Here is a 13,837-nt window from a genome sequence, read left to right as displayed (position 1 = left end):
GCTGTGTCATCAATTGGTAAGGGTTTACCCCTAGAATCATTTAACCCTAAATGATTTGCCTGTCATCCGGCGCGCTGCTGTGCGCCTATTGGCGGGCGGTTCTTACCCGCAAGGTCACTCGGCCTTGTCTTTGGCCTTCACGGCTACCCCACCTTTTGGAGAATCGCGATGCTTCGCCGCCGCTTCCTTTCGTTTGCCCCCCAAATGGCTGCCTTTGCCGCCGCTCCCGCTTTCATCCGCAATGCCTACGCCCAGGAGGGCCTGACGGCCAAGGCCATCACCATCGGCAGCACGGGCGCGACAAGCGGCCCGCTGGCCAGCGTGGGTGCAGAGCTCAAGCAGGGCGTGGATGCGGCCATGGGCCAGATCAATGCCAAAGGCGGCGTGAATGGCCGCATGCTGCAGTTCCAGATGCTGGACGACGCCTACGTGCCGCAGCGCAGCGCCGACAACGTCAAAAAAATGATCGGCGACGGCAGCATTTTTGCGCTGATGTCCTGTGTCGGCACGCCCAACAACGCCGCCATCGTGCCGGTGATTGAAGAGTCCAACCTGCCTTACGTCGGGCCTCGCTCGGGCGCGTCCTCGCTGCGCAAGCCCGGCATGCGCAATGTGTTCCACGTGCGCGCCAGCTTCACCGACGAAACGCAGCGCCTGGTTCAGCGGATCGTGAGCATGGGCATCAAGGACCTGGCCGTTGTCTACCTGGACAACGACTACGGCAAGGAAGTGCTGGCTGACGTCAACCGCGCGCTGCTGGCGCAAGGCGCCAAGGCCGCGGCCCAGGCGGCACTGGCGATCGACGGCAAGAACCTCAACGACGTCGTCGGCCAGGTCGTCGCGGGCAAACCCGGTGCCGTGCTGCTCGGCACCGCCGGGTCGGCCTCCGTCGGCCTGATTGCCGCGCTGAAGAAGGCCTCACCCATGCTGCCTGTCGCAGGCCTGAGCGTGACATTGTCGGGCGACGGCATCAAGGCGCTGGGCGCAGCCGGTTCCGGCCTGGCGCTGACCATGGTGTTCCCGGACCCGTATCGCGCCAAGCTGCAGGTGGTGCGTGAGTACCAGGCCGCCATGCGCGCCATCGGCCAGCAGGAGTTCTCGCTCGGCAGCCTGGAGAGTTACATCAACACCCATGTGATGGCCGAGGGCCTGGAACGCGCCGGCCGCGATGTGACGCGCGCCAGGCTGCGCACCGCGCTGGCCGGCCTGCAGAAGTTCGACCTCGGCGGTTTCAGTGTCGACTATGCCGCGCCGCCGTTCGCGGGCTCGAAGTTTGTGGAGCTGGGTGTGCTCGGCGCCGGTGGACGCTTCCTGGGCTGATGGGGCATTGATCCTGACCGGCAACGCCCCGTTGCCGGCAGCCAGAAAAAAGCCCCGGTTGTTGAGTCAACGGGGCTTTTTGCATTAAAAGAGGCTGAAAGCCAATCAGGACGTGCGCAAGGAGCTATCAAATAGATAGCAAGCTGTGCATCAGGGTTTGCGGCTCAGCAAGGCGTACAGCAGGATGGCGCCAAAGGTCGCGGTGCCGATGCCGCCCAGCGCGAACTGGCCGAACCTCAGGGTGAAGTCACCCGTGCCCAGCACCAGCGTGATGGCCGCGACGAGCAGGTTGCGGTTGTCGGAAAAGTCCACCTTGTTGTCCACCCAGATCTTGGCACCGGCCACGGCAATGAGGCCGAACACCACGATGCTTACACCGCCCATCACGGGCAGCGGGATCGCCTGGATCAGCGCGCCGAACTTCGGGCTGAAGCCCAGCACGACGGCGATCAGCGCCGCCACCACGAAGACGGCGGTGGAATAGATCTTGGTCGCCGCCATCACGCCGATGTTTTCGGCATACGTCGTCACGCCCGTGCCGCCCGCGCTGCCCGAGACAATGGTCGCCACGCCGTCGCCGATGAAGGCGCGGCCCATGTAGACGTCCAGGTTCTTGCCGGTCATCGCTGTGACTGCCTTGATATGGCCGAGGTTTTCTGCCACCAGGATGATGGCGACAGGCGCGATCAGCAGCATGGCATTGAACTCGAACACCGGCGCCGTGAAGCCCGGCAGGCCGACCCAGGCTGCGCCCGCAATGCCCGAGAGGTCTATCGGCTTGCCCAGCCCCAGGCCGTTCGTCAGTACCGCATAAATCACGCTCGCCACAATGAGGCCAACCAGGATCAGCAGCCGTTGCACCATGCCGCGCGTCATCACGGCGACCAGGGCCACGCTGACGAATGTCACCACCTGCATCCACGCATCGAAATTGCCGGCCGCCATGTTCTTGACGGGAATGCTGGCCAGGTTCAGGCCGATCACCGCGACCACGGCGCCGGTCACCACAGGCGGCATGAGGCGTTCGATCCAGCCGGTGCCGATGGACTGCACGATGAAGCCGATCAGCGTGTACACCACGCCGCAGGCAATGATGCCGCCCAGCGCCACGCCCAGGTTGGCGTTCGGCCCCTTGCCAGCGTACGCCGTGGCGGCAATCACCACACCGATGAAGGCAAAACTTGAACCCAGGTAGCTGGGCACCTTGCCGCCGGTGACGACAAAAAAGATCAGCGTGCCGATGCCGCTCATCAGGATGGCGATATTGGGGTCAAACCCCATGAGGATGGGGGCCAGCACCGTGGCGCCGAACATGGCAATCACGTGCTGCACACCCATCACCGCGGTTTGTGGCCAGGGCAGGCGCTCGTCGGGTCCGATGACGCCGCCTTGTTGCAAAACCGCGCTGCTTTTTTCCGTCCAGTTCAGCATTCCCATCATGTCTCCTCTTTATAAAAGTGAGGCAATGCTAGGGGGAATGTGGACGCCGCACAAGGGCAGCGCGCCAGGAGCAGACCTGTCAGGCCAGGAACGCGGCGACCTGGCGCAGCACCTCGTCATCCTTGAGGATCTTGCGATGGCCCAGGCCTTCTGTGGCCACCAGGTGCGCGCCGGGAATCGCCTGGCTGTACGCCACGCCGTCGGCGAAGCGGTTGATGCTGTCCTGCCGGTCATGCACCACCAGCGTGGGCAGGCTGATACGCGGGCCGACCATCGCCGGTTCGAACTGCGGCATCAGGATGCCTTCGCGCGCCTCGATACGCCGCTGCATGGCCGCACGCGTGGATTCGCGCAGGCCAAATACGTGGGCGAACAGCCGCGTGTATTCCAGCGGCGAGGCGGGCGGCGCCAGCAACACCAGGCGGCCGGCCGCAAGCCCGCGGCTGGCTGCGTAGGCGCCTGCGTTGGCAGACAGCGAATGCGCCACCACCGCGCGCAGCGTATGGCCTTGCTGCTGCAACCGTGCGGTCACATACTCGAGCACGCGCGCGAACTGCGGCAGGTTGCTGACCGAACCGCTGCTGCGGCCGTGCGCCGGCATTTCAATGATGACGGGTCGCAGGCCTTGCGCACTCAAGACCTCCGCCAACGCCAGCATTTGTCCGGCGTGTCCGCCCCAGCCATGCACCAGCAGCACCACCGGACCGGCCGGTGCGACGGGGCGGTGGTACATCGTGACGCTGGCGTCTTCAAATGGCCATTGTTCGATGTGCCAGTCAGGGCTCCACTTTCTGCGGCGGCTCACCCACTTGGGCGGCAGCGGTGTGCCGAACAGGCGGTAAGCCGCCCGCACGGCGAGCGCCGGCCAGAGCTGCTGCGAAGCGCCCAGCCCCCAGCGGAAAATGCGTGTCAGGGGACTGGCGTTGTAGAAGGCCGAAGTGGCCTCAAGCGATGTGCGTGTCATGGTCAGCTGTCTCCGCGGTTTTCAGTACCAGATCCAGTCTTCGTTGCTGCGCGGCAGTGTGCGCAGCGAAGCCTGTACCGCCATCACGGCGCGAACGCCAAAATAAATGCCAAAGCCAATGATCAGGATCAACATGATTTCCTCATTTCTCCGCACAGTCGTGCGAAATTTAAACTTACCGACACACCGGAAATGGCGCGGCTGCCCTTTCCGCCCTGCTTGTCTCTTTATTTTGGGGTGATCGCCTCTGTCTGGTAGCTCTTGAGCAGGCGCTTCCAGGATGCCTGCGCGCGGTCGGCTGCGCGGCTGTCGCGCAGAAAACGTGCATCGTGCAACAAGCCCACCGACAGCGCATAAATCTCCGACACCAGCTGCTCGGGGTCGGTGTCCGCCTGCAAATGGCCCGCTTCCACGGCCTGCAGCACTGTGCGCCGCAAGGCCGCACGCCAGCGGGTGATCTCGCCGAACAAGGTGTCGCGCAATTCGCCTTCGCGGTCATCCAGCTCAAAGGCGCCCGCGGTGTAAATGCAGCCCGACTGGATCTCCACGTCACGCATGCGCACAATCCAGCGCTGCACAATCGCGTCCAGTCGCGGCAGGCCCTTGGGCTGCTGCATGGCCGGCACGAACACGTCGGCAATGAAGCGCCGGCCGAACTCTTCAATCACGGCCTTCTGCAAAGCCTCGCGCGAGCCGATGCGCGAAAACACACCGCTCTTGGAAATACCGATGCGGTCTGCCACGGCCTGCAAGGTGATGGCCTCCAGGCCCTCTGCCGCAGCCAGGTCAAGGCCCGCGCCGATGATGGCGGCGCGGGTCATTTCGCTTTTCTGGGTTTTGGCGTCCATGCGGCAGATATTAGCACGATTGTGCGAAAGTTCAATCCCCTCACCGTGGCACGGTTTTCGGATCTTCTGCGCAGGCTAGCAGGCGGCGATGCAGTCCATCTCAACGTCAAAGTGACCGGGCCATGCCGGCACGCAGATGAAAATCCGGGCCGGTGGGTCCTTGGGAAAGTAACGCGCATAAATAGCGTTGACCGCCGCGAACTGCTCGACCGAGGTGCAGTAGACGTTGCATTTGAGCACCTGGCCCAGCGATGAACCTGCTGTTTCCAGGCAGAACTTCATTTGCTCCAGCACCCGTTCGGCCTGGCGTTCGATGGACGCCTGGATGACTTCGCCCGTCACGGGGTCGAACGGCGGCAAGCCGGAGACATAAACTGTATCGCCATGGCGCGTCACAACAGAGGTGGGCGCCTTCCATCGCTCCAGCCAGGTGGAAAGCGGTTCGACGCGAACTGTCTCTTTGGCCATGGGTTGCTCCTGGTGGTGTGCAGGGTGTGTGGATACTTCCACGTTTGTACGTGGCTACGGCGCTCCGTTGCTTCGCGCGGGAACGAAGCATTCGCACGTGCAATTAACGGCGGCGCTTGGCTTTTGGAGCCGGGCCTTTGGGCATGAGTCCCACTGCCGCCCTGGCCAGGGCGTCGGCCTCGCGGTTGCGATGGCGCGGAATCCACACCAGCCGCGCGACGGGGAAAGACCGCAGCAAGGCGCGCACTTCGTCAAACAGTGGGGCCAGCCGCAGGAAGGGCTCGGCGGCGGTTCCCGTCAGCTGTTGAACCACCACGCTGTTGTCGCAATGCACCAGCAGTGCCGTGGCACCCTGCTGGCTGGCGTACTGCATGGCCGACATCAGCGCACGCAATTCCGCTTCGTTGTTGCAGCCGCGGCCTTCCGCAGCGATGGACAGCGGGTGCCGGCTGCCGTCTGGTGCGGTGACGACAGCGCCCAGGCCCATGCGGCCCGGGTTTGGCACGGCGCTGCCGTCGCAGTAGATGACCCAGGGCTCGCTATTCAATGAACGCTTCTTTCATAGGGAGTCAGCCAATATAGGCGATGGCGGGATACCACCGGGTCACATCCGCCTCGTCCTGGTTTATGGTTGCGTCCATGTTCCAGATACGCAAGTACCAAAACTGGCTTCAGGCCACACGCGGCCTGTCGTTCGACAACTATGACGCGCTGTGGCGCTGGTCAGTGACCGACCTCGACGCCTTCTGGCAAAGCATCTGGGATTACTTCGAACTGCAGTCGCCTACCGCGCACACGGCCGTGCTGGGCCGGCGCAGCATGCCGGGGGCTGAGTGGTTCCCCGGTGCGCAGGGCAACTACGCGCAGCAGGTGTTCCGCCACACGGCCGCGGCGGAAGCGGCGGGCGTGCCTGCCATCGTCAGCCATGGCGAAGCCAGCCTGGCGAACTGCGAAGCAGCGCGCGAGCTGGGCTGGGCCGAGATGCGCCGGCAGTCGGCGTCGCTGGCCTTGCACCTGAAAGCGCAGGGCGTGCAGCCCGGCGACCGCGTGGCCGCCTACCTGCCCAACACGCCCGAAACCATGGTCGCCTTCCTCGCAACGGTCAGCATAGGCGCCGTGTGGAGCGTGTGTGCGCCCGACATGGGCACGCCCGCTGTGCTGGACCGCTTCCGCCAGATCGAGCCCAAGGTGTTGATCGCCTGCAACGGCGTGCACTACGGCGGAAAGGACATTGACCGCCGCAGCGTGGTGGCCGAGCTGGCCGCCGCGCTGCCCAGCATCACGCACGTGATCCTTCAGGAGGTGCTGCCCGGGAATTCAGGCGCTATTGATTTGATAGCTGGTTGCGCACGTCTGCAAAGCGCCACAGCCCGAAATGATGCACAAACAGAGGCCTTCGAGCCGCTCTGGCTGCCCTTCGACCATCCGCTGTGGATCGTCTACTCCAGCGGCACCACCGGCCTGCCCAAACCCATCGTCCACGGTCATGGGGGTGTCGCGCTGGTGGGGCTGGCGCTGCTGCGCCTGCATAACGACCTGGCACCCAGCTATGCCGACCCGGCCAATCCGGAACGCTTTCACTGGTACAGCTCCACCGGCTGGATCATGTGGAACGTGCAGGCCGCCAGCCTGCTCAACGGCACGACCTGCTGTATCTACGACGGCAACCCGGCCGGCACGAACAAGGACCAACCCGACTGGACCACGCTGTGGCGCTTCGTCGCGAACACCCGCGCGACCTTCTTTGGTGCGGGTGCAGCGTTCTTTGCCAACTGCATGAAGGCAGGTATTGATATTACGCAATGCGGAGACCTGAGTCGGCTTCGTACGCTGGGTACGACGGGATCACCGCTCAGTGAAGACACGCAGCGATGGGGCACCGCGCAATTCACCAAGATCGGAAGTCCCAATATCTGGTGGTGCAATATTTCTGGTGGGACAGATTTCGCAGGAGCCTTCATCGGTGGAAACAGGGAGCTCGCCGTCGTCCCCGGTGAAATGCAATGCCGCATCCTCGGCTGCGCCGTCGAAGCCTGGAACGACAAGGGAGAGTCCGTCGTCGATGAGGTCGGCGAGCTGGTCTGCACGCAACCGCTGCCTTCCATGCCGCTCTACTTCGTTGGCGATAAAGACCACCAGCGTTATCTCGCGAGCTACTTCGACACCTACCCCGGCGTCTGGCGGCATGGCGACTGGCTCAAGGTCACTCCCTCGGGCAGCTGCATCATTTATGGCCGCAGCGACGCCACCATCAACCGCCACGGCCTGCGCATGGGCACCAGCGAACTCTACAGTGCGATAGAGGCGCTGCCCGAAGTGCTGGACTCCATGGTGGTCGACCTTGAATACCTTGGCCGCGAAAGTTATATGCCGCTCTTTGTCGTACTGCGGCCCGGCCAGGTATTGGACGAGGCAATGAAAGCCAAACTCAACCAGGCCGTCAAGACCGCACTGTCGCCGCGCTTTGTACCCAACGACATCTTCGCCGTACCCGAAATTCCGCGCACGCTCTCGGGCAAGAAGCAGGAGTTGCCGATCAAGAAGCTGCTGCTAGGCCAGCCGCTGGAAAAAGTCGTCAACAAAGACGCTATGGCCAATCCGGGCAGCCTGGACTGGTATGTGGCCTTCGCACGTCAACGCGTCGGTGCCAGCGCCCCCAAGTAGGCCCTGACCTTCTCGTCGCGTGCCAGCGCGTCGAAGTCCGGCGCTTCACTGATCGCGCCCTTCTGCACAAAGATGAAACGCTCGCAGCATTGCCGCAGGATGTCGACGTGATACGGCTCGTTCGGGTGCAGGCATAAAAACACCAGCCGGCCGTTGGCCTTGAGCTTGGCGAAGAAGTCCAGCATGAAGCCGATGTAGCCGTCCTGCGTGTTGAACTGCGGTTCGTCGAAAAGATGCACCAGCGGCGAATCGCTTTGCGCATGCGCCAGCATGAAGTCGGGTTTGGTCTTTTGAAATGACCGCACCTGGTAGGACTGGTGGTAGTGGATCGCCAGCCGGTCGCGCTCGCGCGTGCGCACCTGGTGGATGTCCTGGCCGTTGACCAGCACGCGGCCCGCGCTCGGCAGGTTACTGCCTGTGATCAGCTCGAACAGCGTGGTCTTGCCGGATCCGTTGGGCCCCATGACACCGACCACGCAGGGTTTGTGCACCTCAAAATCGGCGTTCAATGAGAAGGTTGTGGTCTTGCGAAAGACGCCGCGCTGGTATTGCTTGGCGACATTTTCAACGCGTAAAAGTGGATGGGTCATGCTGGCTCAGACTCCTAAAAGCTGCCGGCACAAGGCGGCGTCGTTGCGCAGGTCGGCCGCAGGGCCCTCGTGGACGATCACGCCCTGGTTCATCACGTAGGCGCGGTCGGCCACCTGCAGCGCGCTTTGYACGTTCTGCTCGACCACCAGCACTGCGATGCCTTCGGCCTTGAGCCGGCTGATGGTCTTCATCACGTCCTGCACCACCTTGGGCGCCAGGCCTTGGCTGGGCTCGTCAAACAGCACCAGGCCGGGCGAGCCCAGCAGCGCGCGCGAGATCGCCACCATCTGCATCTCGCCGCCCGAGAGGTTTTCGCATTCGCGGTGCATCAGATATTCGAGCGCGCTGAAAATCTCAAAACATTCCTTTTCGTGCCATGACCGAAAGCGTGTGGCCTTGCGCGCAATCGCCAGGTTGCGCGCCACCGTCAGCGTCGGGAAGATACGCCTGTCGTCGGGCACCCAGCCCATGCCGGCCTTGGCGATCTCGTGCGTGGGCAAACGCGTGATGTCGCGTGCATCGAAGGCGATGGCGCCCTTGCGCGGCGGCGTCAGGCCCAGCACGGAGCGCAGCAGCGTGGTCTTGCCCGCGCCGTTGGGGCCCAGCAGCGCCACCACTTCACCGGCACCGACTTTCAGCGACACGTCGAACAATACCTGCGTCTCGCCATAGAAGGTGTCTATCCGGTCCACGGCCAGCATGTCGGTTTGCGGCGAAACGGTTGGGACGACGGATCTCAGCACCGCGCTCATGCCAACGCTCCCAGGTTGGAGCGGCGCACCCACTCGTTTTGCCGCAGCTGGTCGGGCGTGCCCTGGCTGATGACCTGGCCCCAGTGGATGACCGATATCTGGTCGGCGAGCTTGAAGAGAAAATTCATGTCGTGTTCGATGATCACAATCGTGAGCTGGCGCTTGAGTTCTTTCACCAGCTCCATCAGGCGCGCCGTGCCCTCGGCGCCCAGGCCGGCGGTGGGTTCGTCGAGGAAGAGCATGCGCGGCTCGGCCGCCAGCGCGACGCCGATCTCCAGCGCGCGGCGCTCGCCGTAAGACAGGCTGCTGGCCAGCGTGCGTTCCTTGCCTTTGAGGCCCACCCGCTCGAGGATGGCCGCGGCCAGCTGCTGCGCCGTGCTGTCGGCGCCCAGGTCGCGCCAGGGGTTGAAGCCCTGCCTGCGCACGTGAGGCGTGGCCACCAGTACGTTGTCGAGCGCGGTGTAGCTGTCGAACAGATTCATGATCTGGAAGGAGCGCGACACCCCTTTGCGCGCGATCTCGCGCGGCGACAGGCCGGTGATGTCTTCACCGGCAAAGGTCACGCGGCCGCGGTCAGGCTTGTAGCGGCCTGTCAGCACGTTGAAGCAGGTGGTCTTGCCCGCGCCGTTGGGGCCCATGATGCCGTTGAGTTGGCCTTCATCGAAGCTGAGGGTGATGTCCTGCAGCACCACCTGGGCGCCAAAACGTTTGGAAAGGCCGCTGGCCTCGAAGAGCTTCACAGCGCACCTCCCGTGTGGACCGGCTTGGCCGGCGCGTTGCGCCGCGGCCTGGCTTTCCAGGCCTGCCATGCACCGGCGACGCCTTCGGGCTTGAACAAGACCATGGCCATAAAGATGAGCCCGTACCACAGCAGCCAGGTCTCGGTATAGGCGCCGAGCAGGTCGCGCGCCAGGATGAAAAAGGTCGCGCCTATGACGGGGCCCCAGAAGCTCACGAGGCCGCCGCCTATCAGCACCATCATCACGACAAACCCCGAGTTGTGCAGGCTCATGACGTTGGGGTAGGCCGACTGCTGGGCCATGGCGAACAGTGCGCCGGCCAGGCCCGCGACCGCGGTGGAGATCGTGAAGGCCAGCCACTTGTAGAGCCAGACGTTGTAACCCACAAAGGCCGCGCGCATTTCGTTCTGCTTGATGGCACTGAAGATGCGGCCCAGCGGCGAATGGATCAGCCGCCACAGCCCCAGCAGCACCAGCGCGAAGAGCGCCAGGCAAAAGAAAAAGAGGGCGTTGTTGCCCGAAAGGTTGAAGGACACAAAACCGAAATCGGCCGGCAGGCGCTTGATGTTGAGCAGCCCGTCTTCGCCGCCCGTGACGGTATGCCATTTGTTGGCGATGAACCAGAACACCTGGCCGAAGGCGATCGTAAGCAGTGCGTAGTAAATGCCGCGCCGGTGCGAGATGAACAGCGCTACCAGCGCGCCCAGCGCCGCAGTGACCAGCACCGCGCCGGCCAGGTCGAACCACAGGTTGGGCCAGACCTTGAGCTGCAGCAGGCCGAAGGCATAGGCACCTGTGCCGAAGAAAGCGCCGTGCCCGAAGGAGGGCAGGCCGGTGAAGCCCAGGAGCAGGTTGTAGCCCAACGCGAACAGCACCCAGATCATGATTTCCAGGGCCAGGTACTGGTACAGCCCGACGCGGCCCACCCAGAGCGGTGTGGACAGCAGCACCAGCAGGGTGGCGAGCATGGGCAGGGGGATCAGCGGCGCGCGGCCGGAGGCGAGTTGCATGGGGACCTTGTCTCTTCGGTTTTTATGGGTGAGGGCTCAGGCTTGAAAAATAGCTGCTGAAAACAGCGGCCGAAAAAGGGCTGGACAAAACAGAATATACGTTCTATTATTTAGATAAGCAAGAACATTTATTCTAAATTGACGCGATGCAGGCCGGCCCGGCCCATCGCATTTCCCGAGGCGGCAACGGCATATGGACTCTGCAACGACTTACGAAGAACTGAAAGCGCTGATTGGCCGCACTTACCCGGACATGTCCAAGCAGCTGCAGCGCATCGCGCGCTTCGCGCTCGAGCAGCCCAACGACCTGGCGCTGGGCACGGTGGCGACGGTGGCCGAGGCCACCGAGGTGCAGCCTTCGGCCATGATCCGCTTCGCCAACGCGCTGGGCTACGGCGGTTTTTCCGAAATGCAGCAGGTGTTTCGCGGCCACCTGCTGGAGCGTTCCGACAGCTACCGCGAACGCATAGACCAGCTGCGCCGCAAGCAACTCAACGGCGAGCGCGCACCGGCCGGTGTGCTGCACCAGCTGGTGGGCGAATCGGTGGCCGAGCTCGGCCATCTGGAGGAAAGCATCGCCCAGACCGACCTGAAAGCGGCCGTCAAGCTCATGGCCTCCGCGCCGCGCATACATGTGCTGGCCCAGCGCCGCGCTTTTCCGGTGGCGGGCTACCTCGCGTATGCGCTGAGCCAACTTGAACTGCGCACCCATTTACTTGACGGCACGGGTGGCATGTTGCGTGAAAGCCAGCGCTCCATTGCGCCCGGCGACGTGCTGATCGCCGCCAGCTTTCGCAACTATTCGCCTGAAGTCATCGCTGCTGCGGTGGAGGCCGCAAAGCTGGGAGCGCTGGTGATTGCAATCACCGATGGCCCCCTCTCGCCGCTCAAGACGCATGCCAAGGTCTGCCTGGAACTGGCCGACGATTCGTCCAAACCCTTCCGCTCGCTGGTCGCACCGCTGTGCCTCGCGCAGGCGCTGGTGGTCAGCACCGGGCACCAATTGGCCGAGCAAGGCGCAGCGAAAGCCAAAGGAAAACCAGCAGGCAAGGCTGCGGCCAAATCAGTGCGCAAGGGGGCCGCATGAGTCGCTCGCTGGACCTGATCTGCGTGGGCCGCGCTGCCGTTGATTTATACGGCGAGCAAATCGGCGGCCGCCTCGAAGACATGCAGAGCTTCACCAAATATTTGGGTGGCTCGCCGGCCAACACCGCAGTGGGCGTGGCGCGCCTGGGTCTGAAGCCCGCCATGCTGACCCGTGTGGGCGACGAGCACAACGGCCGTTTTGTGCGCGAAACTTTGGCTGCAGAAGGTGTGGATGTGAGCCATGTAGCCACCGACCCCAAGCGCCTGACGGCGCTGGTGTTTCTGGGGATCCAGGACCGCGACACCTTTCCACTGGTTTTCTACCGCGACAACTGCGCCGACATGGCGATCAGCCCGGACGATTTCGATGCTGCCTTCATCGCCTCGTCCAAGGCACTCCTGATTTCGGGCACGCACCTGTCGCAGCCGCTCACCTATGAAAGCTGCAAGCGCGCCATGATGATGGCCAAAGCCGCGGGCACGCGCGTGGTGCTCGATATTGATTACCGCCCCGTGCTGTGGGGCCTGACCAGCCCCGGCATGGGCGAGCAGCGCTTTGTGCCTTCGGGCGAAGTCAGCGCGCACCTGCAGACCATCGTCGGTCACTGCGACCTCATTGTCGGTACCGAAGAAGAAGTTCACATCGCCGGCGGCAGCATCGACACGCTCGCCGCATTGCGCCGCCTGCGTGAGTTGACGCAGGCCACCCTGGTGGTCAAACGCGGGCCCATGGGCTGCGTCGTGTTCGACGGTGCGATTCCCGACTCACTGGAAAAGGGTTTGCAAGGCCCCGGCTTTCCGGTGGACGTCTACAACGTATTGGGCGCCGGCGATGCGTTCATGTCGGGGTTTCTGCGCGGCTGGATCCCGGGGGAGCCGCTCACACGCTGCTGCGCCTATGCCAACGCCTGCGGCGCGCTGGTGGTGTCGCGCCATGGCTGCGCGCCGGCCATGGCGAGCTGGGAAGAGCTGCAGTTTTTCTTGATGCATGGCTCGGCCACTCGGCGCCTGCGCGAAGACGCGCAGCTCGAACACCTGCACCGTGTCAGCACGCGCACACGCCGCTGGGAAGAACTGGTCATCCTGGCGTTCGACCACCGCATGCAGCTGGAAGAGGTGGCGGCACGCCATGGCGCGCCTAGCGAACGCATCCCGCTTTTCAAGTCCCTGATCGCCGAAGGTGCGCGGCTCGGAGCCGGCCAGCGCAGTGGCGTCGGCGTGATCGTTGACGGACGCTTTGGTGAAGAGGTGCTTCCAACGGTGACCGGCAAAGGCTGGTGGGTCGCAAGGCCGGTCGAGCTGCCGGGTTCACGACCGCTGCAGTTCGAAGCCGGCGCCGGCCTGGGCGCCGCCATGCGGACCTGGCCCGGCGAGCACGTCGCCAAGTGCCTGGTGTATTACCACCCGCAGGACACGCCGGCCCTGCGCGAAAGCCAGCTCACCAGACTGGCCGACCTGCAGCGCGCCAGCGTGGACAGCTTTCACGAATTTCTCATCGAAGTCATTCCGCCCAAAGACATGCCAACGGATGACGACACCGTGCCGCTGGCGCTGGAGCAGATTTACCAGGCCGGCATTTTCCCCGACTGGTGGAAGCTGCCGCCCGCCGCCAACACGGCTGCCTGGCAAAAGATCGCTGCGGTCATTCACCAGCATGACCCGCATTGCCGTGGCGTGCTGATGCTGGGCCTGGAAGCCAGCGAGGAAAAACTCGACCAGAGCTTTCGCATCGCGGCACCGCACGCCGTCTGCCGCGGCTTCGCGGTGGGGCGTTCGATCTTTGCCGATGCTGCGAACGGCTGGTTCTCGGGCGCCATGAATGACGCGGCGGTCGTGAAGGACATTGCCGAGCGTTATGCGCGCTTGATCGTGTTGTGGGATCAGGCGCGGGTGGGCAAACGAAGCGGCGCTTCAGCCGGTGCGGCTGAAGCCGTGAACTGAAAACAAGAAACAG

General features: G+C 63.7%; 13 protein-coding genes. 4 read left to right on the top strand and 9 right to left on the bottom strand.

Translation table 11 applies throughout. From position 1 onward, the window contains the following. Nucleotides 1-168: 168 nt before the first annotated feature. The gene (locus tag AC1D0Z_RS00805; protein WP_477656344.1) at nt 169-1,320 is read left to right on the top strand and encodes an ABC transporter substrate-binding protein; all 1,152 of its coding nucleotides are present in this window, start codon (nt 169-171) and stop codon (nt 1,318-1,320) included. A 150-nt stretch (nt 1,321-1,470) separates the two neighbouring features. On the opposite strand, the gene AC1D0Z_RS00800 is transcribed toward AC1D0Z_RS00805, so the two are convergent. The 5 genes from AC1D0Z_RS00800 to AC1D0Z_RS00780 all read right to left on the bottom strand — a co-directional run bounded on the left by AC1D0Z_RS00800 (nt 1,471) and on the right by AC1D0Z_RS00780 (nt 5,587). Next, complete coding sequence (locus AC1D0Z_RS00800) at nt 1,471-2,757, bottom strand: solute carrier family 23 protein (protein ID WP_477656343.1); 1,287 nt, start codon at nt 2,755-2,757, stop codon at nt 1,471-1,473. An 82-nt stretch (nt 2,758-2,839) separates the two neighbouring features. Then, nucleotides 2,840-3,724, bottom strand: coding sequence for an alpha/beta fold hydrolase (locus AC1D0Z_RS00795; protein WP_477656342.1), 885 nt, complete (start codon nt 3,722-3,724; stop codon nt 2,840-2,842). Between the two features lie 227 nt (nt 3,725-3,951). Then, nucleotides 3,952-4,572 carry a TetR/AcrR family transcriptional regulator gene (locus tag AC1D0Z_RS00790; RefSeq protein WP_477656341.1) on the bottom strand — a complete coding sequence of 207 codons (621 nt, stop codon included), beginning with the start codon at nt 4,570-4,572 and terminating at the stop codon, nt 3,952-3,954. A gap of 75 nt (nt 4,573-4,647) precedes the next feature. Next, nucleotides 4,648-5,040, bottom strand: coding sequence for a RidA family protein (locus AC1D0Z_RS00785; protein ID WP_477656340.1), 393 nt, complete (start codon nt 5,038-5,040; stop codon nt 4,648-4,650). Between the two features lie 103 nt (nt 5,041-5,143). Next, the gene (locus AC1D0Z_RS00780) at nt 5,144-5,587 is read right to left on the bottom strand and encodes a ribonuclease HI family protein (protein WP_477656339.1); all 444 of its coding nucleotides are present in this window, start codon (nt 5,585-5,587) and stop codon (nt 5,144-5,146) included. 92 nt (nt 5,588-5,679) lie between these two features. Here AC1D0Z_RS00780 and AC1D0Z_RS00775 point away from each other — a divergent pair, with 92 nt between their 5' ends. Beyond that, on the top strand, nt 5,680-7,704 hold the full coding sequence (locus AC1D0Z_RS00775; RefSeq protein ID WP_477656338.1) for an acetoacetate--CoA ligase: 2,025 nt from the start codon (nt 5,680-5,682) through the stop codon (nt 7,702-7,704). Here AC1D0Z_RS00775 and AC1D0Z_RS00770 read toward each other — a convergent pair. From AC1D0Z_RS00770 to AC1D0Z_RS00755, 4 genes are read right to left on the bottom strand one after another with little or no spacing between them, the layout of a single operon-like run. Further along, nucleotides 7,674-8,294 (bottom strand): ATP-binding cassette domain-containing protein, encoded by a 621-nt coding sequence (locus tag AC1D0Z_RS00770; protein WP_477656337.1) that lies wholly within the window; start codon nt 8,292-8,294, stop codon nt 7,674-7,676. The genes AC1D0Z_RS00775 and AC1D0Z_RS00770 overlap by 31 nt on opposite strands. 6 nt (nt 8,295-8,300) lie before the next feature. Then, nucleotides 8,301-9,047, bottom strand: a complete 747-nt coding sequence (locus tag AC1D0Z_RS00765; RefSeq protein WP_477656336.1) for an ABC transporter ATP-binding protein — start codon at nt 9,045-9,047, stop codon at nt 8,301-8,303. Beyond that, nucleotides 9,044-9,787 (bottom strand): ABC transporter ATP-binding protein, encoded by a 744-nt coding sequence (locus AC1D0Z_RS00760; RefSeq protein WP_477656335.1) that lies wholly within the window; start codon nt 9,785-9,787, stop codon nt 9,044-9,046. The genes AC1D0Z_RS00765 and AC1D0Z_RS00760 overlap by 4 nt, the downstream gene beginning before the upstream one ends. After that, complete coding sequence (locus AC1D0Z_RS00755; protein ID WP_477656334.1) at nt 9,784-10,797, bottom strand: branched-chain amino acid ABC transporter permease; 1,014 nt, start codon at nt 10,795-10,797, stop codon at nt 9,784-9,786. The genes AC1D0Z_RS00760 and AC1D0Z_RS00755 overlap by 4 nt, the downstream gene beginning before the upstream one ends. 193 nt (nt 10,798-10,990) lie before the next feature. Between AC1D0Z_RS00755 and AC1D0Z_RS00750 the strand changes: the two genes are divergently transcribed. Both AC1D0Z_RS00750 and AC1D0Z_RS00745 read left to right on the top strand, forming a co-directional pair. Next, a complete protein-coding gene (locus tag AC1D0Z_RS00750; protein WP_477656333.1) occupies nt 10,991-11,884 on the top strand; it encodes a MurR/RpiR family transcriptional regulator in 894 nt (297 codons plus the stop codon). Further along, nucleotides 11,881-13,824 (top strand): bifunctional 5-dehydro-2-deoxygluconokinase/5-dehydro-2-deoxyphosphogluconate aldolase, encoded by a 1,944-nt coding sequence (locus AC1D0Z_RS00745; protein ID WP_477656332.1) that lies wholly within the window; start codon nt 11,881-11,883, stop codon nt 13,822-13,824. Before AC1D0Z_RS00750 ends, AC1D0Z_RS00745 begins: the two co-directional genes overlap by 4 nt. Nucleotides 13,825-13,837 lie beyond the last annotated feature (13 nt).

It is taken from the genome of Polaromonas sp. P1_E3, from assembly GCF_056405935.1.
This window is presented reverse-complemented; position numbering and strand designations above follow the sequence as displayed.

Coding starts and splice junctions, on each gene's coding strand:
- AC1D0Z_RS00785 (WP_477656340.1), bottom strand. CDS start 5,040: ATGGCCAAAGAGACAGTTCGCGTCGAACCGCTTTCCACCTGGCTGGAG.
- AC1D0Z_RS00775 (WP_477656338.1), top strand. CDS start 5,680: ATGTTCCAGATACGCAAGTACCAAAACTGGCTTCAGGCCACACGCGGC.
- AC1D0Z_RS00795 (WP_477656342.1), bottom strand. CDS start 3,724: ATGACACGCACATCGCTTGAGGCCACTTCGGCCTTCTACAACGCCAGT.
- AC1D0Z_RS00745 (WP_477656332.1), top strand. CDS start 11,881: ATGAGTCGCTCGCTGGACCTGATCTGCGTGGGCCGCGCTGCCGTTGAT.
- AC1D0Z_RS00770 (WP_477656337.1), bottom strand. CDS start 8,294: ATGACCCATCCACTTTTACGCGTTGAAAATGTCGCCAAGCAATACCAG.
- AC1D0Z_RS00805 (WP_477656344.1), top strand. CDS start 169: ATGCTTCGCCGCCGCTTCCTTTCGTTTGCCCCCCAAATGGCTGCCTTT.
- AC1D0Z_RS00790 (WP_477656341.1), bottom strand. CDS start 4,572: ATGGACGCCAAAACCCAGAAAAGCGAAATGACCCGCGCCGCCATCATC.
- AC1D0Z_RS00800 (WP_477656343.1), bottom strand. CDS start 2,757: ATGGGAATGCTGAACTGGACGGAAAAAAGCAGCGCGGTTTTGCAACAA.
- AC1D0Z_RS00750 (WP_477656333.1), top strand. CDS start 10,991: ATGGACTCTGCAACGACTTACGAAGAACTGAAAGCGCTGATTGGCCGC.
- AC1D0Z_RS00755 (WP_477656334.1), bottom strand. CDS start 10,797: ATGCAACTCGCCTCCGGCCGCGCGCCGCTGATCCCCCTGCCCATGCTC.